The organism is Klebsiella sp. CN_Kp113 (assembly GCF_040064585.1).
GTDB classification, from domain to species: domain Bacteria; phylum Pseudomonadota; class Gammaproteobacteria; order Enterobacterales; family Enterobacteriaceae; genus Klebsiella; species Klebsiella michiganensis.
Window position 1 is genome coordinate 68,637 of sequence record NZ_JBEAID010000011.1, and the last position, 21,381, is coordinate 90,017.

The 21,381-nt window shown below is 57.6% G+C and carries 19 protein-coding genes; 9 read left to right on the forward strand and 10 right to left on the reverse strand.

All coding sequences use genetic code 11. The features are described 5' to 3' along the window. Window positions 1–18: 18 nt before the first annotated feature. The 7 genes from pepP (at window position 19) to ABLV30_RS05435 (ending at window position 9,472) form a co-directional block, all read left to right on the forward strand. Window positions 19–1,335 (forward strand): Xaa-Pro aminopeptidase, encoded by a 1,317-nt coding sequence (pepP, locus tag ABLV30_RS05405; RefSeq protein ID WP_014226807.1) that lies wholly within the window; start codon window positions 19–21, stop codon window positions 1,333–1,335. Next, window positions 1,332–2,510 (forward strand): 2-octaprenyl-6-methoxyphenyl hydroxylase, encoded by a 1,179-nt coding sequence (gene ubiH, locus ABLV30_RS05410; RefSeq protein ID WP_049083217.1) that lies wholly within the window; start codon window positions 1,332–1,334, stop codon window positions 2,508–2,510. Before pepP ends, ubiH begins: the two co-directional genes overlap by 4 nt. A gap of 10 nt (window positions 2,511–2,520) precedes the next feature. Further along, window positions 2,521–3,723: an FAD-dependent 2-octaprenylphenol hydroxylase gene (ubiI, locus tag ABLV30_RS05415; RefSeq protein ID WP_004854091.1), complete on the forward strand. Its 1,203-nt coding sequence runs from the start codon at window positions 2,521–2,523 to the stop codon at window positions 3,721–3,723. A 421-nt stretch (window positions 3,724–4,144) separates the two neighbouring features. Continuing rightward, window positions 4,145–5,239 (forward strand): glycine cleavage system aminomethyltransferase GcvT, encoded by a 1,095-nt coding sequence (gene gcvT / locus ABLV30_RS05420; RefSeq protein ID WP_265802016.1) that lies wholly within the window; start codon window positions 4,145–4,147, stop codon window positions 5,237–5,239. A gap of 22 nt (window positions 5,240–5,261) precedes the next feature. Continuing rightward, window positions 5,262–5,651 (forward strand): glycine cleavage system protein GcvH, encoded by a 390-nt coding sequence (gene gcvH, locus ABLV30_RS05425; protein ID WP_004854088.1) that lies wholly within the window; start codon window positions 5,262–5,264, stop codon window positions 5,649–5,651. Between the two features lie 143 nt (window positions 5,652–5,794). After that, the gene (gene gcvP, locus ABLV30_RS05430; protein WP_265802014.1) at window positions 5,795–8,668 is read left to right on the forward strand and encodes an aminomethyl-transferring glycine dehydrogenase; all 2,874 of its coding nucleotides are present in this window, start codon (window positions 5,795–5,797) and stop codon (window positions 8,666–8,668) included. A 60-nt stretch (window positions 8,669–8,728) separates the two neighbouring features. Beyond that, entirely contained in the window at window positions 8,729–9,472 is a 744-nt protein-coding gene (locus tag ABLV30_RS05435; protein ID WP_025105965.1) for an SDR family oxidoreductase, read from the forward strand. Window positions 9,473–9,578: 106 nt separating this feature from the next. On the opposite strand, the gene ABLV30_RS05440 is transcribed toward ABLV30_RS05435, so the two are convergent. From ABLV30_RS05440 to ABLV30_RS05450, 3 genes are all read right to left on the reverse strand, one after another. Then, window positions 9,579–10,070 (reverse strand): protein disulfide oxidoreductase, encoded by a 492-nt coding sequence (locus tag ABLV30_RS05440; protein WP_004854083.1) that lies wholly within the window; start codon window positions 10,068–10,070, stop codon window positions 9,579–9,581. A 190-nt stretch (window positions 10,071–10,260) separates the two neighbouring features. Continuing rightward, the gene (gene bglA, locus ABLV30_RS05445; protein WP_025105966.1) at window positions 10,261–11,694 is read right to left on the reverse strand and encodes a 6-phospho-beta-glucosidase BglA; all 1,434 of its coding nucleotides are present in this window, start codon (window positions 11,692–11,694) and stop codon (window positions 10,261–10,263) included. A gap of 121 nt (window positions 11,695–11,815) precedes the next feature. Beyond that, complete coding sequence (locus ABLV30_RS05450; RefSeq protein WP_025105967.1) at window positions 11,816–12,544, reverse strand: MurR/RpiR family transcriptional regulator; 729 nt, start codon at window positions 12,542–12,544, stop codon at window positions 11,816–11,818. A 50-nt stretch (window positions 12,545–12,594) separates the two neighbouring features. Here ABLV30_RS05450 and yqfB point away from each other — a divergent pair, with 50 nt between their 5' ends. Together yqfB and ABLV30_RS05460 are read left to right on the forward strand one after the other, a co-directional pair. Continuing rightward, a complete protein-coding gene (gene yqfB, locus ABLV30_RS05455) occupies window positions 12,595–12,906 on the forward strand; it encodes a N(4)-acetylcytidine aminohydrolase (protein WP_122117311.1) in 312 nt (103 codons plus the stop codon). Window positions 12,907–13,067: 161 nt separating this feature from the next. Next, window positions 13,068–13,727, forward strand: a complete 660-nt coding sequence (locus tag ABLV30_RS05460) for a hemolysin III family protein (protein WP_014839509.1) — start codon at window positions 13,068–13,070, stop codon at window positions 13,725–13,727. Window positions 13,728–13,885: 158 nt separating this feature from the next. Here ABLV30_RS05460 and ABLV30_RS05465 read toward each other — a convergent pair whose 3' ends face one another. The 7 genes from ABLV30_RS05465 to dagR all read right to left on the reverse strand — a co-directional run bounded on the left by ABLV30_RS05465 (window position 13,886) and on the right by dagR (window position 21,371). Next, window positions 13,886–14,677 (reverse strand): 2-dehydro-3-deoxy-phosphogluconate aldolase, encoded by a 792-nt coding sequence (locus tag ABLV30_RS05465; protein WP_265802012.1) that lies wholly within the window; start codon window positions 14,675–14,677, stop codon window positions 13,886–13,888. After that, a complete protein-coding gene (gene dgaE / locus ABLV30_RS05470; RefSeq protein WP_046878349.1) occupies window positions 14,664–15,773 on the reverse strand; it encodes a D-glucosaminate-6-phosphate ammonia lyase in 1,110 nt (369 codons plus the stop codon). The genes ABLV30_RS05465 and dgaE overlap by 14 nt, the downstream gene beginning before the upstream one ends. Before the next feature lie 3 nt (window positions 15,774–15,776). Further along, complete coding sequence (locus ABLV30_RS05475; RefSeq protein ID WP_014839507.1) at window positions 15,777–16,637, reverse strand: PTS system mannose/fructose/sorbose family transporter subunit IID; 861 nt, start codon at window positions 16,635–16,637, stop codon at window positions 15,777–15,779. Beyond that, window positions 16,634–17,383 (reverse strand): PTS sugar transporter subunit IIC, encoded by a 750-nt coding sequence (locus ABLV30_RS05480; protein ID WP_004124968.1) that lies wholly within the window; start codon window positions 17,381–17,383, stop codon window positions 16,634–16,636. The genes ABLV30_RS05475 and ABLV30_RS05480 overlap by 4 nt, the downstream gene beginning before the upstream one ends. A gap of 145 nt (window positions 17,384–17,528) precedes the next feature. Further along, entirely contained in the window at window positions 17,529–18,014 is a 486-nt protein-coding gene (locus ABLV30_RS05485; protein WP_004854068.1) for a PTS system mannose/fructose/N-acetylgalactosamine-transporter subunit IIB, read from the reverse strand. A gap of 12 nt (window positions 18,015–18,026) precedes the next feature. Then, complete coding sequence (locus ABLV30_RS05490; RefSeq protein WP_004854067.1) at window positions 18,027–18,452, reverse strand: PTS sugar transporter subunit IIA; 426 nt, start codon at window positions 18,450–18,452, stop codon at window positions 18,027–18,029. Window positions 18,453–18,572: 120 nt separating this feature from the next. After that, complete coding sequence (gene dagR / locus ABLV30_RS05495; RefSeq protein WP_265802010.1) at window positions 18,573–21,371, reverse strand: transcriptional regulator DagR; 2,799 nt, start codon at window positions 21,369–21,371, stop codon at window positions 18,573–18,575. Between the last annotated feature and the right edge of the window lie 10 nt (window positions 21,372–21,381).

Here is a 21,381-nt window from a genome sequence, read left to right on the forward strand (position 1 = left end):
AATCGTTCAGGGGGCGTCATGACTCAGCAGGAATTTCTCTCTCGTCGCCAGGCTCTACTGGCGCAGATGCAGCCGGGCAGCGCAGCGCTCATTTTCGCCGCGCCGGAAGCGGTACGCAGCGCAGATTCAGAATATCCCTACCGGCAGAGCAGCGATTTTTGGTACTTCACCGGCTTTAATGAGCCAGAAGCGCTATTGGTATTGATTAAAAGCGATGAGACGCACAACCACAGCGTGTTGTTTAACCGCGTGCGCGATCTGACCGCTGAAATCTGGTTTGGCCGCCGCCTCGGGCAGGAAGCTGCCCCCGCGAAGCTGGGCGTCGATCGCGCGCTGGCATTTAGTGAAATCAATCAGCAGCTGTTCCAGCTCCTTAACGGCCTCGACGCTATCTACTTTGCGCAGGGCGAATATGCCTACGCCGACGACATCGTGTTTAACGCGCTGGAAAAACTGCGCAAAGGCGTACGGCAGAATCTGCAGGCGCCAGGCTCGGTCATTGACTGGCGGCCGATGGTGCATGAGATGCGCCTGTTTAAATCGGCAGAAGAGCTGGAGGTCATGCGCCGCGCAGGGGAGATCTCCGCGCTGGCCCACACCCGCGCTATGGAAAAATGCCGTCCCGGGATGTTCGAATATCATCTGGAAGGCGAGATCCTTCACGAATTCAACCGTCACGGCGCGCGCTTTCCTTCTTATAACACCATCGTGGGCGGCGGCGAAAATGGCTGCATCCTGCACTACACCGAAAATGAGTGCGAGCTGCGCGACGGCGATCTGGTGCTGATTGACGCAGGCTGCGAATACCGCGGCTACGCGGGCGATATCACCCGAACTTTCCCGGTTAACGGCAAATTTAGCCCGGCCCAGCGCGAGATTTACGATATCGTCCTTGAATCTCTGGAAACCTCGCTGAAGCTCTATCGCCCGGGTACCTCAATTAAAGAGGTTAACCAGCAGGTGGTGCGGATTATGATTACCGGCCTCGTGCGTCTGGGGATCCTGAAAGGTGAAATTGATGAGCTGATTGCTAATAACGCCCATCGTCCTTTCTTTATGCATGGCCTGAGCCACTGGCTGGGGCTCGACGTGCATGATGTCGGCAGCTATGACGTTGACCGCTCGCGTATTCTTGAGCCGGGAATGGTGCTGACCGTTGAACCGGGGCTGTATATTGCGACGGATGCCGACGTGCCGGCCCAGTACCGCGGCATCGGCATTCGTATTGAAGACGACATCGTCATTACCGAAGACGGTAATGAGAACCTCACCGCCGGCGTAGTGAAAAAAGCGGACGATATCGAGGCGCTGATGGCGGCGGCGCGCCAGCTATGAGCGTCCTGATCGTCGGCGGAGGAATGACCGGCGCGACGCTGGCGCTAGCGATATCTCGCCTGACCGGCGGTACGCTGCCGGTGCATCTGGTTGAAGCATCTGCGCCGGATTCCGCGCAGCATCCGGGCTTTGACGCCCGCGCCATCGCTCTGGCTGCCGGTACCTGCCAGCAGCTGGCTCGCGTGGATATCTGGCAAGAGATAGCCGACTGCGCCACGGCCATTCAGCGCGTTCACGTCAGCGATCGCGGCCACGCGGGGTTTGTGACGCTCGAGGCTGAGGAGTATGGGCTGGCGGCGCTGGGCCAGGTGGTTGAGCTGCACGATGTCGGCCAGCGCCTGTTTGCGCAGCTGCGCAAGGCGCCGGGCGTGACGCTGCACTGCCCGGCAAAGGTGGAAAATGTCAGCCGCAGCGAAGAGAGCGTAAGCCTGGTTCTGGACAACGGCGAAACCCTCAGCGGTAAACTGCTGGTCGCCGCCGACGGCTCGCGCTCGACGCTGGGGGCCCGCTGTGGTATCAGCTGGCAGCAGGAACCCTATGAACAGCTGGCGATTATCGCCAACGTCAGTACCGCGCAGCCGCATAGCGGGCGCGCGTTTGAACGCTTTACCCCACACGGCCCGCTGGCGATGCTGCCCATGTCGCAGGGCCGCTGCTCGCTGGTGTGGTGTCATCCGCAGTCGCGGCGTGAAGAGGTGCTGAGCTGGTCGGACGAACGCTTCCGCCATGAGCTTCAGCAGGCATTCGGCTGGCGTCTTGGCCGGATCGTCCATGCCGGAAAGCGCAGCGTGTATCCGCTCTCGCTCACCCGAGCCAGCCGCACGGTTGCGCATCGGCTGGCGCTGGTCGGCAACGCGGCGCAAACGCTGCATCCTATTGCCGGGCAGGGATTTAACCTCGGTCTGCGCGACGTCATGAGCCTGGCGGAAATGCTAGCGCAGGCGCAGGCAGAAGGAGAGGATCCGGGCGGCTATCCGCTTCTGAGCCGCTATCAGACCCGACGCGCCGCAGATAAAGCCGCCACCGTCGGCGTGACCGATGGGCTGGTGCATCTGTTCGCCAATCGCTGGGCGCCGCTGGTGGTGGGGCGCAACGTCGGCCTGATGGCGATGGAATTATTTACCCCGGCGCGCGATGCGCTGGCGCAGCGTACCCTCGGTTGGGTTCCCCGTTAAGGAGTGAAACGTGCAAAGTGTTGATGTCGCTATTGTTGGCGGTGGAATGGTGGGGCTGGCGGTTGCCTGCGGTTTGCAGGGCAGCGGGCTGCGCGTTGCGGTGCTGGAACAGGCCGCGCCTCAGCCGTTAAGCGCGGATGCGCCGCCGGCGCTGCGGGTGTCGGCGGTTAACGCCGCCAGCGAGAAGCTGCTGAGCAAACTGGGCGTCTGGCAGGATATTATCGCCCAGCGCGCCAGCTGCTACCACGGTATGGAAGTGTGGGATAAAGACAGTTTTGGCCGCATCAGCTTTGATGACCAGAGCATGGGCTTTAGCCACCTTGGGCATATTATTGAAAACGCCGTGATTCACCACGCCCTGTGGCAAAAAGCGCAGCGCTGCGCGGACGTCACTCTGCTGGCCCCGGCGCAGCTGCAGCAGGTTGCGTGGGGGGAGAACGAGGCCTTTCTTAGCCTGCAGGACGGCACGATGTTAACCGCCCGGCTGGTGGTTGGCGCCGATGGGGCCAATTCATGGTTGCGCAATAAAGCTGATATCCCGCTCACCTACTGGGATTATCACCATCATGCGCTGGTTGCCACTATTCGCACCGAAGAACCGCACGAAGCGGTGGCGCGTCAGGCGTTCCACGGCGAAGGGATTCTGGCGTTTCTGCCGCTGAGCGATCCGCACCTCTGCTCGATTGTCTGGTCGCTCTCTCCCGAAGAGGCTGAGCGGATGCGGCAGGCGGACGATGCCGCTTTTAACCAGGCGCTGAATATTGCCTTCGATAACCGCCTCGGCTTATGCGCCGTGGAGAGCGAGCGCCAGGTCTTCCCGCTCACCGGCCGCTATGCGCGTCAGTTTGCCGCCCATCGTCTGGCGCTGGTCGGCGATGCCGCCCATACCATTCATCCGCTGGCGGGGCAGGGCGTTAATCTTGGCTTTATGGATGCCGCCGAGCTGATCGACGAACTGAAGCGCCTGCACGCGCAGGGCAAGGATATCGGCCAGCATCTGTATCTGCGTCGCTATGAACGCAGCCGTAAACATAGCGCTGCGCTGATGCTGGCGGGGATGCAGGGCTTTCGCGACATGTTCTCCGGCCACAATCCGGCGAAGAAGCTGCTGCGCGATATCGGTCTTAAGCTGGCGGATACATTGCCCGGCGTGAAGCCGCAGCTTATCCGTCAAGCGATGGGGCTCAACGACCTGCCCGCCTGGTTACGTTAAGTACGTCACACTTCTCTCACCCGGCCGCCGCGCCGGGTTATCCCCTCTCATTTGAAATAATCTAATTTCACCTCGTTTTTCGCATTAGTTTTATTAATGTTACCTTTTTTTTGTTATAGAAATTAGGCCCGTCATTTCGCAGAAAATATCATCATGCGCTGCTTTTTTAACTAATTAGTTTGGTTTTGTGCGGATTGAATCGCTTTATTGTAGATAAAAACTCTGTAGGCTCTGCGGCTGATTTTGGTCATAAGCTAATGTGATGTCCTGACCAGGCTTATGGTTTAGTGCGGATATCGGTGGTAAGTTCAGGCCAAAGAGAACGTTTGCGTCGGCGTCCTTGAGCGATGCTGGCGGCGTTTTTCGCGGCGCGAAAACGCCAAAAATCGTGGCTGGTTCCGTTTTATTCGATGAGGAAAAGATGGCTCAACAGACTCCGTTGTTTGAACAACACACGCTATGCGGCGCGCGCATGGTGGATTTCCATGGCTGGATGATGCCGCTGCATTACGGATCCCAGATCGATGAGCATCATGCGGTGCGCGGTGATGCCGGAATGTTCGATGTGTCGCACATGACCATCGTCGATTTTCACGGCAGCCGAATCCGCGAGTTTCTGCGCTATCTGCTGGCTAACGACGTTGCGAAGCTCACCGTGCCGGGTAAAGCGCTCTATAGCGGCATGCTGACCGCCTCCGGCGGCGTCATTGATGACCTGATTGTTTATTTCCTTTCTGAAGACTATTTCCGCCTCGTTGTTAACTCCGCCACCCGTGAAAAAGACCTCGCCTGGATCACCCAGCAGTCTGAATCCTATGGTCTTGAGATAACCGTGCGTGACGATCTATCCCTGATCGCCGTACAGGGTCCAAAGGCGAAAGAGAAAGCGGCGACGCTGTTTACCGACGCGCAGCGCCAGGCCGTGGAAGGCATGAAGCCGTTCTTTGGCGTGCAGGCGGGCGATCTGTTTATTGCGACTACCGGCTATACCGGTGAAGCGGGTTATGAAATCGCGCTGCCGAACGAGCAGGCGGTGGATTTCTGGCGCGGCCTGCTGGACGCGGGCGTTAAGCCGTGCGGCCTTGGCGCGCGCGATACGCTGCGCCTGGAAGCGGGCATGAATCTTTATGGCCAGGAGATGGACGAAGGCGTCTCTCCGCTGGCGGCTAACATGGGCTGGACCATTGCCTGGGAACCGGCTGACCGTGATTTTATCGGGCGTGAAGCGCTGGAACTCCAGCGTGAAAAAGGCACCGAACAGCTGGTCGGCCTGGTGATGACCGAGAAAGGCGTTCTGCGCGGCGGCCTGCCGGTGCGCTTCAGCGATGCCGATGGCAATCAGAAAGAAGGCATTATCACCAGCGGCACCTTCTCCCCGACGCTGAGCTACAGTATTGCCTTAGCGCGCGTACCGGAAGGCATCGGTGAAACCGCCGTGGTGCAGATTCGCAATCGCGAAATGCCGGTCAAAGTGACGAAACCCGTTTTTGTACGCAACGGCAAAGCCGTGGTGTGATTTCCCATTTGGAGATGAATTGATGAGCAACGTACCAGCAGAACTGAAATACAGCAAAGAACACGAATGGCTGCGTAAAGAAGCGGACGGCACCTATACCGTCGGTATCACCGAGCACGCGCAGGAGCTGCTTGGCGATATGGTTTTCGTTGACCTGCCGGAAGTGGGCGCCGCCGTAGAAGCGGGCGCCGACTGCGCGGTTGCCGAATCCGTCAAAGCCGCTTCCGATATCTACGCGCCAATTAGCGGCGAAATTGTTGCCGTCAATGAAGAGCTGAACGACTCCCCTGAGCTGGTCAACAGCGAGCCGTACGCCGGCGGCTGGATCTTTAAAATCAAAGCCAGCGATGAAGCTCAGGTTGCCGCGCTGCTGGATGCGACCGCATATGAAGCTCTGTTAGAAGACGAATAAATACGCTTCATCCTTCACGTTGCAGGGGCGTTGGCTTCCTGCAACGCGAATGATTTGCGTCTTCTGGCCCGGTTAGCGTCAGTGCTCGCCGGGCAAACCCGTCAGACAATCACGATTCACCGCACGTTCAGGAACCATCGCTCATGACCCAGACTTTAGGCCAGCTTGAAAACCGTGACGCCTTTATTGAACGTCACATCGGCCCGGATGCCCGGCAGCAGCAGGAGATGCTGAAAACCGTTGGCGCCGATTCGCTTAACGCCCTGATTGGCCAGATTGTGCCGCAGGATATCCAGCTGGCAACGCCGCCGCAGGTGGGCGAAGCAACCACGGAATTCGCCGCGCTGGCGGAACTGAAGGCGATCGCCGGTCGTAACAAGCGCTTCAAGTCGTACATTGGCATGGGCTACACCGCCGTGCAGCTGCCGCCGGTGATTCAGCGCAACATGCTGGAAAATCCGGGCTGGTATACCGCCTATACGCCTTATCAGCCGGAGGTTTCCCAGGGGCGCCTGGAATCACTGCTGAATTTCCAGCAGGTGACCCTCGACCTGACCGGGCTCGATATTGCCTCGGCCTCGCTGCTGGACGAAGCCACCGCCGCTGCGGAAGCGATGGCAATGGCCAAACGCGTAAGCAAACTGAAAAACGCCAACCGTTTCTTCGTCGCCGCCGACGTTCATCCGCAGACGCTGGACGTGGTGCGCACCCGCGCGGAAACCTTTGGTTTCGATGTGATTGTCGATGATGCGGAAAAAGCGCTCGACCATCAGGACGTCTTTGGCGTGCTGCTGCAGCAGGTAGGCACCACCGGCGAGGTTCACGATTACAGCAAACTGATAGCTGACCTGAAAGCGCGCAAAGTGATTGTCAGCGTCGCGGCCGATTTTATGGCCCTGGTTCTGCTGACTGCCCCGGGCAAGCAGGGCGCGGACATTGTGTTTGGCTCCGCCCAGCGCTTCGGCGTACCTATGGGCTACGGCGGCCCGCACGCGGCGTTTTTTGCCGCAAAAGATGAATTCAAACGCTCCATGCCGGGCCGTATTATCGGCGTATCGAAAGATGCGGCGGGTAATACCGCGCTGCGCATGGCGATGCAGACGCGCGAGCAGCATATTCGCCGCGAGAAAGCGAACTCCAATATCTGTACCTCCCAGGTGCTGCTGGCCAATATTGCCAGCCTGTACGCCGTATTCCACGGCCCGGCAGGGCTGAAGCGTATCGCCAGCCGTATTCATCGCCTGACCGATATTCTCGCCGATGGCCTGCAGAAAAAAGGCCTTAAGCTCCGCCATGCGCACTACTTCGATACCCTTTGCGTGGACGTCGCCGATAAAGCCGCTGTGCTGGCGCGGGCGGAAGCGCTGCAGATCAACCTGCGCAGCGATATTCATCACGCCGTCGGGATCACGCTCGATGAAGCCACCACGCGTGAAGACGTCCTGAACCTGTTCCGCGCCATCGTGGGCGACGATCACGGCCTGGATATCGACATGCTGGATAAAGACGTGGCCCTGGACAGCCGTTCGATCCCGGCCAGCATGCTGCGTGACGATGCGATCCTCACTCACCCGGTGTTCAACCGCTACCACAGCGAAACCGAGATGATGCGCTATATGCACGCGCTGGAGCGTAAGGATCTGGCGCTGAACCAGGCGATGATCCCGCTGGGCTCCTGCACCATGAAGCTGAATGCCGCCGCGGAGATGATCCCGATCACCTGGCCGGAATTCGCCGAACTGCATCCGTTCTGCCCGGTTGATCAGGCCGAAGGCTATCATCAGATGATTGCCCAGCTCTCCGACTGGCTGGTTAAGCTGACCGGCTATGATGCGGTCTGCATGCAGCCGAACTCCGGCGCGCAGGGCGAATACGCGGGCCTGCTGGCGATTCGCCATTACCACGAGAGCCGCAACGAAGGGCATCGCGATATCTGCCTGATCCCAAGCTCTGCGCACGGCACCAACCCGGCTTCCGCGCAGATGGCGGGAATGCAGGTAGTGGTGGTCGCCTGCGATAAAAATGGCAACATCGACCTGGCGGATCTGCGGGCGAAAGCCGAGCAGCATGCGGCGAACCTCTCCTGCATCATGGTGACCTATCCGTCCACCCACGGCGTTTATGAAGAGACTATTCGCGAAGTGTGCGAAGTGGTGCATCAGTTTGGCGGCCAGGTTTACCTTGACGGCGCGAACATGAACGCCCAGGTCGGCATTACCTCTCCGGGCTTTATCGGCGCGGACGTCTCGCACCTCAACCTGCATAAAACCTTCTGCATTCCGCACGGCGGCGGCGGCCCGGGTATGGGGCCGATCGGCGTGAAATCGCATCTGGCGCCGTTTGTGCCGGGCCACAGCGTGGTGCAAATTGAAGGCATGCTGACCCGTCAGGGCGCGGTTTCCGCCGCGCCGTTCGGCAGCGCCTCCATTCTGCCGATCAGCTGGATGTATATCCGTATGATGGGCGCAGAGGGGCTGAAACAGGCGAGCCAGATGGCGATTCTGAACGCCAACTACATCGCTACCCGGCTGAAAGACGCGTTCCCGGTGCTGTATACCGGCCGCGACGGTCGCGTGGCGCACGAATGTATTCTGGATATTCGTCCGCTGAAAGAAGAGACCGGCATCAGCGAGCTGGATATTGCCAAGCGACTGATTGATTTTGGTTTCCACGCTCCGACCATGTCCTTCCCGGTTGCCGGCACGCTGATGGTGGAACCGACCGAATCGGAAAGCAAAGTGGAGCTGGACCGCTTTATCGATGCGATGCTGGCGATTCGCGGCGAGATCGACCGCGTGAAAGGCGGTGAATGGCCGCTGGAGGATAACCCGCTGGTGAACGCGCCGCATACTCAGGGTGAACTGGTGAGCGAGTGGAACCATCCGTACACCCGTGAACTGGCGGTCTTCCCGGCGGGGCTGAACAATAAGTACTGGCCGACCGTTAAGCGTCTGGACGATGTTTACGGCGACCGTAATCTGTTCTGCTCCTGCGTGCCGATGAGCGAATACCAGTAATCTGCTGATTAGACTATCTTTTAAAGGCGCTGCGGCGCCTTTATTTTTTGGGAGAATGGCATGACGATAGCACTGGTGACGGGCGGCAGCCGGGGAATAGGTAAAGCGACGGCGCTGCTGCTGGCGCAGGAAGGCTATACCGTGGCGGTGAATTACCATCAAAATAGCGCTGCCGCGACCGGCGTGGTGAACGAAATTATCGCCAGCGGTGGCAAAGCCGTTGCGCTACGGGCGGACGTCAGCGATGAAGCGCAGGTGATGGCGATGTTTACCGCTATCGATCGCCTCGGCGAACCGCTCGCCGCGCTGGTCAATAACGCCGGCATTTTATTTACCCAGGGGACGATTGAAAGCCTTTGCGCGGAGCGGATTAACCGGGTGCTGGCCACCAACGTGACCGGTTACTTCCTCTGCTGCCGGGAGGCGGTAAAGCGGATGTCGCACAAGCACGGCGGTAAGGGCGGGGCGATTGTGAATGTGTCGTCCGCGGCATCGCGCCTCGGGGCGCCGGGGGAGTATGTGGATTATGCCGCGTCAAAGGGCGCGGTTGATACTCTGACCACCGGCCTGTCGCTGGAGGTGGCGGCGCAGGGGATTCGGGTTAACGGCGTGCGCCCCGGCTTAATTTATACCGACATGCACGCCAGCGGCGGTGAACCGGGGCGCGTGGATCGCGTGAAGTCGATGTTGCCCATGCGGCGCGGCGGGCAGCCGGAGGAGGTGGCTCAGGCCATCGTCTGGCTGCTGAGTGAGAAGGCTTCCTACGTGACCGGCAGCTTTCTGGAGCTGGCGGGCGGGAGATAATCGGCAACTCGTTTCCGGGGGGGCTAACGCCTTGCCCGGGATACAAAATCTGTTTACCTCACCCCATCCCTGGCCCTGCTAAGCGCAGCGCAAGCAGGGAAATGCGCTACGACGCCAGCCACAGCCGCAGGCGCATCCCCCAGCCGCTGGTCCAGCCGGTGGTGACTGACTTCACCTCGCCGCGCGAGATAACGATAAGGGTCGGCGTGACCTGCACCTCCCACCGTTGGGATAGCTGACCGCTGGCGTCATTGATCGTTGGCAGCGCCATTTTTTTATGCGCCAGCCATCGTGCCAGAGCGGCGTTGTCGCCGGAGCGTAGCGCTACCGTCATCACATTGCCGCCATCGTTGGCTAAAGCGGCCACCGACGGGGTGGTATAGCGGCAAACGCCGCACCAGGTGGCCCAGACGTACAGCAGCAAAGGGCGCTCGTGGCTCATTGCCGCCAGATCGACCGTTCGGCCATCAAGCGTTTGCAACGGCATGCTGGAGAAATTCTGCGGCAGCGCGGGCCTGCGCAGGTAATCCACCGCCAGGCTGACGGCGGCGACAATCAGCAGCCATATCAGGATCTGTCTGAAGACGTTTAGCATCATTTTTCTACATTGTGATGCGCCGGAAAGGCCGGCAGCGTGCGGCGTTGATTCACGAAGTCAGCGTCAGCGACTCAACGATTGATGTGGTTTATCTTATCGGCTGAGCGTGGGTTAGCAATGCTAAAGCTGTAAAGAAGTGTCTGTTTTGTGGTAAGTTTTGCCCCCTTCCGGCTGAAAAGGGGCAAGATGATTACAGTTTTTCGCCGTTGCTGGCGATAACCTCTTTGTACCAGTTAAAGCTCTTCTTGCGCGAGCGGGACATATCGCCGGTACCATCGTCATGTTTGTTGACGTAGATAAAGCCGTAGCGCTTGCTGTACTGACCGGTCGTGAAGGAGACGCAGTCGATGCAGCCCCACGGGGTATAGCCCATTAGCTCAACGCCGTCGTAAGTCACCGCTTTGATCATCTCTTCGACGTGAGCGCGCAGATAGTCGATGCGATAGTCGTCGTTGATGCTGCCGTCTTCTTCGACTTTATCGTACGCGCCGAAGCCGTTTTCGACGATAAACAGCGGCTTCTGGTAGCGCTCATACAGTTCACACAGCGCATAGCGCAGGCCGACCGGGTCAATCTGCCAGCCCCAGTCGGAGGCTTTGACGTGCGGGTTGGGCACGCTGCCTTCAAAGCCGGAGATCGCGTCGCCGGTGCCGCCTTCCGCTTTCACCGCGTTGGTCATGTAGTAGCTGAAGCCGAGATACGCGCAGGTGCCTTCGCGCAGGATTTGCGCATCGCCGTCCTCCATGTTGATATTGAAGCCGCGGCGTTCCCATTCGTTCAGGACGTAGCTCGGGTAGTAGCCGCGCAGCTGGACGTCGGTAAAGACGTAGCGTTCACGCATTGATTCCTGGGCAAACATCACGTCTTCCGGCTTGCAGGAGAACGGATAGAGGGCGACCATTGCCAGCATGCAGCCCACCTGCATCTCCGGATTGATTTGACGCGCCGCCTTCACCGCCAGCGCGCTGGCGACAAACTGATGGTGCAGCACCTGGTACATGGTCTCTTCCGGGTTTTCATGCTCGGTATAGACCACGCCGGAGCAGCAGTAGCCAAACAGCGGCGCGCGCCAGTTACGCTGGTTGTTGATCTCGTTAAAGGTCATCCAGTATTTCACTTTGTGCTTATAGCGCTCGAAGACCACTTCGGCGAAGCGCACAAAGAAATCGACCACTTTGCGGTTGGTCCAGCCGCCGTACTGCTGAACCAGATGCAGCGGCATCTCAAAGTGGGAGAGGGTAATAACCGGTTCGATGTTGTACTTCAGCAGTTCATCGAACATGTCATCGTAGAATTTCAGCCCTTCTTCATTCGGCTGGCTTTCGTCGCCCAGCGGGAAGATGCGCGTCCAGGCGATAGAGGTGCGGAAGCACTTGAAGCCCATCTCGGCGAACAGCTTGATGTCTTCTTTGTAGCGGCCGTGGAAATCGATGGCTTCGTGGTTCGGATAGTACTTGCCCGGCTCTACCTGCTGGGTTATCTCGCGCGGCACGCCGTGCGCGCCGCCGGTAAGCACGTCGCAGATGCTCGGGCCTTTGCCGTCTTTATTCCAGCCGCCTTCAACCTGGTGCGCGGCGACGGCGCCACCCCATAAAAAGTCTTTTGGTAAAGGAATTTTCTTCATCTTTGCTCATCTCGTCTTAATGACTTGTTGGCTGCGAGTCTAACAAAGGGAATATAAATGTCACGATATAACAATTTGCCCGGAATGGAATTTGTTACATCGAAAAAACACCCTGTTATTTTCAGGCGAGTTTGCGCGCTAATTTACGCCCAAGCGTTTCCAGAATATAAATGACCGGGATCTGGGTGGTAATGTCATAGACGCCGCCGATGCGCGTTTGCGGAACGTGCCAGGAGAGATTAAAGTCGGCAAGCTTTGCCAGCCGCGAGTGCTCGTGGCTGGTGATGGACATCACTTTACAGCGATGAAGGCTGAACTGGCTGGCGAAGCGCAGGATCTCTTCGGTTTCGCCGGAGACCGACAGCACGATGGCCAGCGCATTACGCGCCATATCATTGGTCACCGGGAAATAAGGGTCGTCGATATGGTTACTGAATTTCCCGACGTTAGAAAAGAAACGCGCGCCATATTTTGCCAGCGCGCCGGAGGTGCCGGCACCAACAAAAATAATACGTTCTGAAGACAGAATAATATCGACCGCCTGCTCGAGCAGCTGGTCAAATTCATCGTTATTAACGCTTTTAAAAAAGCTCATTATTTCGCTGGCGCCGATATTTGCCTGTTGAGGCTCATTCTGCTCCAGATATAATTTAAAGCGTACGCGAAACTCCGAGTAGCCTTCGCACTGCAGCTTGCGGCAGAAGCGCAAAACGGTAGTCGTGGAGACTCCGGCCGCTTCCGCCAGCTCGCGGATGGTCATGTACATCACTTTGTCGCGATTTTTAATGACGTAGTGATAGACCATCATCTCAAGATTATTGAGACTGGCGATAGCGGCGTGGGAGAAGATACTCACAGTGGCAAACTCACAATTCATAATGACCAGGACGGAATGATATCATGCAGCCAAATGACATAACCTTTTTTCAGCGTTTTCAGGACGACATCCTCGCCGGACGCAAAACCATTACCATCCGCGATGCTGCGGAATCGCACTTTAAAGCAGGCGATGTGCTGCGCGTTGGCCGCTATGAAGATGACGGCTATTTTTGCACCATTCGCGTGGTGGCCACCTCAACGGTGACGCTGGATACGCTGAGTGAACTGCACGCGCAGCAGGAGAATATGACCCTGGCGCAGCTGCGTGAGGTGATTACGGAGATCTATCCTGAAGAAAAGCAGTTTTATGTTATTGAATTCGAAAAGCTTTAAATAAACAGTGAACGTCTGTTAGTTGAAATATTTATATAACCTATTGATTTTATACTGTTCATAAATATTCATCTTTTTATTTTAGCGAACAGGTGTTCACTGGAATCATTCTCAGTTAACCTAAGTGTGCATTGAAAGCGTACTTGTTTTCGGAGTCAAATATGGTTCGCAAATCGTTAATCACACAGGGATATTCTCTGGCAGAGGAAATTGCCAACAGCGTCAGTCACGGGATTGGGCTGGTGTTCGGTATCGTCGGTCTGGTGCTGTTGCTGGTGCAGGCGGTGGACAGCAACGCCGGCGCCACGGCCATTACCAGCTACAGCCTGTACGGCGGCAGCATGATTTTGCTGTTCCTCGCCTCGACCCTCTATCACGCGATTCCGCATCAGCGGGCTAAGCTGTGGCTGAAAAAATTCGACCACTGCGCCATCTATTTGCTGATTGCCGGGACCTACACGCCGTTTCTGCTGGTGGGGCTAAATTCGCCGCTATCGCGCGGGCTGATGATCGTCATCTGGAGCCTGGCGCTGCTGGGGATCCTGTTTAAGCTGACCATTGCGCATCGTTTTAAGATCCTCTCTTTAGTGACCTACCTGACCATGGGCTGGCTGTCGCTGATCGTCGTTTATCAGCTTGCGATTAAGCTGGCGGTGGGCGGCGTGACGCTGCTTGCCGTGGGTGGCGTGGTCTATTCGCTGGGGGTTATTTTCTACGTCTGCAAACGTATTCCGTACAACCACGCTATCTGGCACGGTTTTGTCCTGGGCGGCAGCGTGTGCCACTTCCTGGCCATTTATTTGTACGTCGGGCAGGTTTAAATTTCGCGAAATCTCCCGGCTCGCGCTACGCTTAGCCGGGTTACAGGTTCACCGTCGTCTGAGGGCTGGTAGCCCGGACATGGCGCGCCAGCGCCGCCTCCGGGACATTCTCCGTTGGTGATGGCTTGCTTGCCTGGGCTACGGCCCGGTATTTTTATTCAGACCACGGCTTTCACGATATCCATTAATCTGCGGATATCTTCTGGCCGGGTATTGCCGGTTTGCGGGTCGATTATCGAGCTGTAAACATGAGGCATCACGCGAGGTACGCCTGCCTCCAGACAGCTTTGCAAAATAATGCCAAAGTTATCGAGATCGATTCCGCCGGTTGGTTCGATTAACGTCATCCCGTTACGGGCTGCCGTGGTCGCCAGCATATACAGCTCCGGTAGCGACTTTTCGCCGCCCATGGGGAAAAACTTCGCCGCATGGGCCCCCATGTCCTGCATCATGCGTACCGCCGCATCGCAGGAGACGCGGGCCCCCATGTCCTGCATCATGCGTACCGCCGCATCGCAGGAGACGCGGGCCGGCGTGCCCTGACAGCTGCTGACGCCGGTGGAGATAAGAACCTCGCCAGGGGTTCCCGTCGGGCTGACCAGCGCGTTAATGCAGGTCTGCTGCCCGCCCGTAGCCGCCAGCGCCCCTGCGGCAAACCCGCTGCCGGTAAAGGTCTGATTAACGTGCGCCGGGTGAAGCGCTGACGCGATCATCGCCGCTTTGTAATACTGCGCAGGATCGCCGGCACCCAGGCCTACGGAGATGGAGGGTATCTCCGCCATCCAGCGTTTTACCTCCTGAACACCTTCTTCCACGGAGGCAAACTGTGCCGAGAGGACGCCAATCGCCGCATGGCCTTCGGCGGCATCATAAATGTCCCGGGCGTTGGCGATATCTTTCGCCAGCACGTTAATCGCGACGCGTTGACGGTAAAAATTAATTTGCTGCATGGTCTGCAATCTCCTTTAGGCGCGCCACGATCAGGCTCATTTCACCCTCGGCTACCGTTCGTGGGTCCAGGCTAAAAACCCCCTGATGGAGGTTATAGCGCCGGGCGTAAATGGCGATCTCGCCGTTGCGCAGCTGTGCTTCGACTTCGCGGGCATCCAGGCCCAGCTCCTGGGCATTCACCTGAATGCGGATACGCCAGATAGCGCGTCCGGCTTCATCCTGCTCAATATCGGCTTGTAAGCCGTTTATCGCTGAGATCGCTTTCGCGACGGGCAGGAGTTCCTCGGCTGTGACCCCCTTCTGCCCCTGATGATAGTGTTCCAGCGCATAAACCAGACCGACCATATTCTCCTTGCCGATTTTCATCGCCCGGGCAATACCGTGATGCTGCGCCTTACACGCCGCTATCCACTGTTTTTTCCCGGTGATGAATCCGGAGGTGGGCGCGTTAAACGCTTTTGCCCCGCTATAGATAACCATGTCCGCTCCGCTCGCCGCCCAGACGCGTAAATCCTCCTCGGCGGCGGCATCGACAATCAGCGGCAGGTTGTGAGTCTGTGCGACCTGCACGAAATCCTCGATACTCAACATCCCTTTTTGCACGCAGTGGTGTGATTTCACATACAGCAGGGCGGCGGTGCTGGTAGAGATCGCGCTCTCCAGCTGCCAGCGCGCCGCCAGATTGCTTGAACCGACCTCCACAACGCGCCCACCGCCTAAGCGAATCGCGCTGGTGATGGGCGCGCCGTAATCGACGTTATGCCCGCGGAGCATGACGACTTCGTTAGCCATACCGCGACTGTCCGGCATCTGCATCACTCGCGCCTGGTCGCCATGGGTAATCGCGGCGGCCACGGCGATGGCGATTCCCGCCGAGGCGCAGGAGGTGATATAGCTGTCCTCCGCGCCGGTAAAGCGGGAGACCCGCTCGCCGGTTCGGTCTACCAGCCTGTCGATTTCCACAAAGGCCGAGGCCGCCCGCGCCGTTGCCTGCATCACCTCCGGCGCCACGCTGGAAACGCCCAGAATCGTCATTTTGCCGCAGGCGTTAATCACCTGTTTTAACCCCAGCTGTTGATAGATATTCTGCGTCATGGTTTACAGCACTCCCAGCAGCGAACAGACCACGCTGAGCGCGACAATTGACAGCAGAATGGTGGTGTAGCGCGGCCCTTTTTTCACCAGATAGAAGTAGATGGCAAACACCGCCGCCAGCGGCAACAGGCCGGGCGCGATAGAGTCGAGGATTTGCTGGACCACCACCTCCGAGCCCTTCAGCGCGCTGAGCTTTAAGGGGGTCGTTATTTTGACGTAGCTTGCGGAGAGCGCGCCCATCATTATCAGGCCCAGCACGTTCGCGCCGTAGATAAGCTCCTTAATTCGCCCTCCCTGGAGCAGACCGATGATTGAGTCGCGTCCCAGCGTGTAGCCTTTGTGCACCATGCCGTAGCTGATCGCCAGCGTAATGGCCGGATAGAGAATTAAGGGCACAATGCCGCCCATCGCGCTGCCGCTGGCGGCGAACGGGATGAAAATCGCAATCAGCAACGGCATGACGGCCGCCCAGATGATGGAGTCCCCCATTCCGGCCAGCGGCCCCATCAGCCCGGTTTTAATCCCGGTGATAGACGCGTCGCTAATCGGTTCACCGCGGGTTTTCTGCTCCTCCATCGCAATCGAGATCCCCTGAATCACCGCGCCAAAGGTCTGCTCAGAGTTGAAGAAGTTCAGATGGCGTTTTAGCGCCTCCACCTGCTCTTCTTTTTGCGGGTAGAGTTTTTTGATAATCGGCGTCATTGAGGCGCAGAAAATCAGGCTTTGTAAACGCTCATAGGAGCTGGAAACTTCCGCGCCCAGCCAGTAAATAAACCAGGCTTTGGTGATGTCCGCTTTGGTCAGCGTGCCGTTCTCCCGCGCGCGCTCCACCAGTTCATGCTGCATTACATCGCTGCTCATCATGCTGCTCCTTCATTTTTCGCCAGGCCTTTAATCAGGAAGGCCACGCAGGTACCAAAGATTGCCATCGCCATAATGTCCACCTTCAGGTACAGCACCGCAAAGAATCCGCCGATAAACCACGGCAGCAGGCTCTTCTTACCGATCACCATGATGGTGATGGCAAAGCCCAGCGCCGGCAGAATTCCGCCCATAATTTCAAAGGAGTGGGTCAACCAGTGCGGCATCAGCTTAAGGAAGCTCTCTACCACGTCCTGGCCAAAATAGTTGGCAGCAAACACCACCGGGAAACGCAGCACCAGGCCGAGCAACGCCGGGTAGAGGAACGCGCAGCGCATAATACCGCCCATGTTGGCCGTTTCCGCGTGTTTATCCGCCATATGCACCCATGCGGCGTTCAGCGTGCGTCTGAGCTGGTCAAGGAAGACGCCGATCACGCCAAACGGGATGGCCAGCGCGATGGCCAGGTTCGGGTCCATCCCGGCTTTTACGGCGATAGGAATCGAGATACAGGCTGCCAGCGCCGGATCTGACGGCACGTTACCCCCGGGCGTTGAGGTCACGCCGAGGTAAACCAGCTGCATACCTGCGCCAATAATCATCGCCGTTTCCATATTGCCCAACAGCAGGCCGACAAAAACGGCGATTACAACAGGTTGTAACAGCATGGCGGAGAAGGTGTAGCCAAGGCGTAAGCGGGCAAACCAGTAATACAACCCCATCAGGCTTGCGAAGACTAAAGTATCCATAGTTTTTTCCTGTACACTTCATCTTTCAGGCTGCCTCTTTGTTGGTTGCCTTCGCTCACCCCAGTCACTTACTTAAGTAAGTGACTGGGGATTCACTCAGTTGCCGCCTCGATGCATCCAGAATGATTTTGTGTATGTTAAATGGTTAGAATTTTTTCAGGATATCGTCCAGCGACTGCGGCTTATCTTCCGGGATAGTCTGGAAGACCGCCTTAATCCCTCGACTTTTCAGGTCGTGGAGAATGCCAACGTCTTTTTCATCCAACGTGATGTTCTGGAAAACGACCTTGCGGTTCGGCCCGCCGCCTAAGCCACCAACCTGAATGGCGGAAACATCAAACCCGAGCTGTACGGCCTCCTGAATCGCCGCGAGAGAGGGGAACAGCACCAGCACGCTGCCGTCGCCAAGCTGGTTTTCTTTCCACGATGCGGCAAAGCTCTGATTGCTGTAGCAATCCACTTTGATGTTTGGCGGTGCCGCCATCAGATAGATATTTTTCATAAACGGATCGGCGTCCAGCTCATCACTCACTACCGCAATCCGGTTGGCCTGGGATTGTCCGACCCACTTCGTCACCACTTGTCCATGAATGAGGCGGCTGTCGATGCGACATAACACGATGTTAGCCATGATATTTTTTCCTTATTGTGATTGTTGTAATTGCCGAACGTGGGCGACAACGTCCAGACAGCTGCTGCGCGCGGCTTCCACTAATTCAGCTACGCAGGCGGATAGCGGCCCCTGTTCCCGCTTGTCCAGGGCCTCCAGCAGCAGCGAGGCATTCAGTCCGGAAATCACCGCCACCGGATAATCGGCGCTTAGCCGCGCGGCCACGTTAGAGGTGGTCCCGCCAATAAAATCGGTCAGAATAAGCGAGCCTTCGGGCAGGGTTTTCACGACGGCTTCTACGCGCTGATAAAATTCGCCCAAGGTATCGACGGGCATCAGGGCGATTTCCGTTACGCCTTTAATTTCGCCCGTCACCATGCACAGGCTGTTGCAGAGCTGTTGTCCCCAGCCGCCATGGGTCAGCAGCAGGATCTGGGACAAAGGTTCAGTGGTAATCAAAATGGCCTCCTGGCGCTATTACGTTGATATACGTAATAAGAGCAAAGGCTGTGCCAGAATTTGTGTCACATGGGGGGCGAAGAGGGGCAGGCGCGGCGTAAAGCCACGCCAGTTAAGGGATCAGCGATACAACAGTTCGTAGATATAAAAATATTCCGCGTCGGATAAACGAATGGCATAAGCCTCTTCGATCGGCTGGAAGGCGGATTTAATGACACTAAACGCGCGGACGTCCAGCGCGGGCTGGCTCTCCAGCGACATCTGTAACGGTTTCCGGTTAATTACGATACGCTCGACCATGCAACAGCAGTGGATCAGGAAGCGCAGTGTCACCTGGCGGCTGGGTTTCAGCGAAAGCGAGGTGGTTAAATGGTTAAACACCCCCTCCATCTCTTTGAGAATGCGCTGGGGATTGAGTACCGAAATATGGTTGATGATACTTTCCATGGTCAGCGCGCTGATGAAGCGCATCGCGCTGCGCTCCATCTCCAGACGGCGCTCACTGCTTGAGAGGTCCGGCGTGAGCAGGCTGAGCACCAGTTCCGGCCCCTGCTCGGAGAACAGCTCTTCAAGCGAGATAAACGGAATATCCGGCAGTCCCGGCTGGAAGGTGCCGACAATCCCCGCCAGTCGCTCACCGGCCAGCAGCGACTGCTGAACGCGCTCCAGGCTGCGAACCTCGTTGTAATCGAGGATCACCATTCGCGTATCCTGCGACATCAGCTCGCCAAAACTTTCCTCCAGCACTTTTTTGATTTTCTCTGCGGTTCCCATGCCGGTAATGCAGGAGATCACCAGCACCTTACCGCCGTTTTCCTGCTGCGGAGTACAGAGCTGACAGGGGATATTTTTACTCTGCAGTAATTCCGCCAGCTGCGGTAGCTCGCTGGTTTCATAGCTTAAATCCAGACCCAGCTCCAGCAGACTGGTCAGCGTAATATTGGGCATTAACAGGACGTCAATCTGGAATAGCTTGCTGATGGTGCTGCCAAAATGCACCAGCGAGCCGATATCCACCATCAGAATCAGCCGCCGGTAGCGTTGGCTCTGGATCCGCTGGGTTAGCGTTTCCAGCGTGTCATGCACCGACTGCTCAAAGGGCATATCGATGGCGCTGAACAGCTCGCGCTCCAGCACCCGGTTGACGTACTGCGCCTGACTGGTCGCCGTCGTCGCGCCGTGGGCGATTAAAATGACGCCGCAGTCGGGGCTGGCGTCGATCCGCTGGCGATAATGGCGGCACTCTTTCAGGAACAGACATAGCCAGACGACCTCCGTCGCCGGGCACTGAATATGCAGCAGCTCGTTGATTTTCCGGCACAGCAGAGTCGCGTTTTCATACTCGTCTTTGCAGCGGTCGAGGATCAGGCTGGAAGAGTAGAGCTGTGGGATCAGCCCGCGCTGCACGTAGCCAATCAGCGCCAGAAAGTGTTTACGCAGCGGATTCATCAGGTTTTCTGGCAGCGTAAAGCCCAGCACCTGTTCCACACAGCCAATCAGCAGGGTCACTCGCTCTTCAATCCGATCGCCATAGCGCGGCGGATGGGCCACGCTGTCGCGGCTGTAGAGACCATATTCAAAGATAGAACTGAGTTTGTTTTTGAGGATCGCCAGCGTCTCAGCCGGTGGGACGTTGCTGTTGCGCAGGTTGACGTATTCGCGGGTCAGGAAGCTGTAAAACAGATCGCTTTCTTCGATCTCCGCTCCTGTCGCCAGAGAGGTTTTCAATGCGGGTAACGTGCGCGCATCGACGCTTAGCCGATCCTGGCCGTCAAACAAGGTATCGACCAGCAGACGCTGTTCCGGGGTGGCGTTGAACGGCACTTCTACCAGCCGTTTATCCAGCTGGAGCGTGTCGTTATGCTCGGTCATTCCCGCGGCCCACGCCTGGGCGCAAAGAAACTGGATATCGCTTTTGAGCTGGCCGATATTGCCTTCCAGCGGTTTATTCAGCAGCCAGAGCAACAGCGTTTTGTCGATACTGACCGTACGCTCAATTTTGCGGCTCTCGCGCTGGAGAAAACCGACAATAAGTTCCACCTGTTCTTCCACCGAGCGCTGACGGATCCCGGGGAGATCGATACAGACCTGGATGCGCCTCTGGAACGTTCGCAGCAGGGCTGAGCTGACCGGTTCGGTGGTGGCGCAAATCAAGCGCACCGTGATGGACCGCGCCGTGGCGCTTGAACCGAGCGGGCGATATTGGCCTTTGTCGAGAATGGAGAAGAGTTTTTCCTGTCCTTCATACGGCAGGCGGTGCACCTCATCAAGCAGCAGATATCCGCCGTCCGCCTGCTCCACCAGACCGGCTTTATTCTCACTGGCGCCGGTAAATGCGCCCTGCCGGTGGCCGAACAAATGCGAAGAGAGCAGCCCCGGGTTATGCGCATACTCGGCGCAGTTAAAGTAGACCAGCGGCGGGGGAGAACCGGCGGCCTGCTCGCAGGCAAAACGGTGCATCAGCTCGGCAAAGAAAGTTTTACCTACCCCGGAGGGGCCGGTCAGCAATACGTGGAGCCCGTGAGGATAAAGCACCGCTGCGCGGCCTTTTTCCACCGCATCACGGAGGCTGCGATCGTAGCCAATCAGGCCGCTGAAGGGGTCATCCGTTGAGCAACCTTCCTGATGCGGCAGAAGGTCGGCAACCGTGCGTACTTCACATTCGGTATCATTCAGTCTGCGCCCCAGCAGCGTTTCCATTGCCTGACGGTGCCAAAAGAACACGGGGCGTCCTCTGCTCTTAATCGCCAGGCCGTCGTTCCATAACTGATTGAGGTCTTTGCTGACCGAGTTGCGCGCAAGCCCGAGGTTAAAGCCGATGGCTTCCGCCGTAAATGCCGTTTCCTGTTCCAGATCCGCAAGATTCAGCCCGCGAGTTAATCGCTCCAGTTCCCCCAGTATGACCTCAATCCGTCTCATCTCTTTTACC

Excerpts from the sequence above, each read along its gene's own strand:
- pepP (WP_014226807.1), top strand. The coding sequence starts at position 19 with ATGACTCAGCAGGAATTTCTCTCTCGTCGCCAGGCTCTACTGGCGCAG.
- ubiH (WP_049083217.1), top strand. The coding sequence starts at position 1,332 with ATGAGCGTCCTGATCGTCGGCGGAGGAATGACCGGCGCGACGCTGGCG.
- gcvT (WP_265802016.1), top strand. The coding sequence starts at position 4,145 with ATGGCTCAACAGACTCCGTTGTTTGAACAACACACGCTATGCGGCGCG.
- gcvH (WP_004854088.1), top strand. The coding sequence starts at position 5,262 with ATGAGCAACGTACCAGCAGAACTGAAATACAGCAAAGAACACGAATGG.
- gcvP (WP_265802014.1), top strand. The coding sequence starts at position 5,795 with ATGACCCAGACTTTAGGCCAGCTTGAAAACCGTGACGCCTTTATTGAA.
- ABLV30_RS05435 (WP_025105965.1), top strand. The coding sequence starts at position 8,729 with ATGACGATAGCACTGGTGACGGGCGGCAGCCGGGGAATAGGTAAAGCG.
- ABLV30_RS05440 (WP_004854083.1), bottom strand. The coding sequence starts at position 10,070 with ATGATGCTAAACGTCTTCAGACAGATCCTGATATGGCTGCTGATTGTC.
- bglA (WP_025105966.1), bottom strand. The coding sequence starts at position 11,694 with ATGAAGAAAATTCCTTTACCAAAAGACTTTTTATGGGGTGGCGCCGTC.
- yqfB (WP_122117311.1), top strand. The coding sequence starts at position 12,595 with ATGCAGCCAAATGACATAACCTTTTTTCAGCGTTTTCAGGACGACATC.
- ABLV30_RS05460 (WP_014839509.1), top strand. The coding sequence starts at position 13,068 with ATGGTTCGCAAATCGTTAATCACACAGGGATATTCTCTGGCAGAGGAA.
- ABLV30_RS05465 (WP_265802012.1), bottom strand. The coding sequence starts at position 14,677 with ATGCAGCAAATTAATTTTTACCGTCAACGCGTCGCGATTAACGTGCTG.
- dgaE (WP_046878349.1), bottom strand. The coding sequence starts at position 15,773 with ATGACGCAGAATATCTATCAACAGCTGGGGTTAAAACAGGTGATTAAC.
- ABLV30_RS05475 (WP_014839507.1), bottom strand. The coding sequence starts at position 16,637 with ATGATGAGCAGCGATGTAATGCAGCATGAACTGGTGGAGCGCGCGCGG.
- ABLV30_RS05480 (WP_004124968.1), bottom strand. The coding sequence starts at position 17,383 with ATGGATACTTTAGTCTTCGCAAGCCTGATGGGGTTGTATTACTGGTTT.
- ABLV30_RS05485 (WP_004854068.1), bottom strand. The coding sequence starts at position 18,014 with ATGGCTAACATCGTGTTATGTCGCATCGACAGCCGCCTCATTCATGGA.
- dagR (WP_265802010.1), bottom strand. The coding sequence starts at position 21,371 with ATGAGACGGATTGAGGTCATACTGGGGGAACTGGAGCGATTAACTCGC.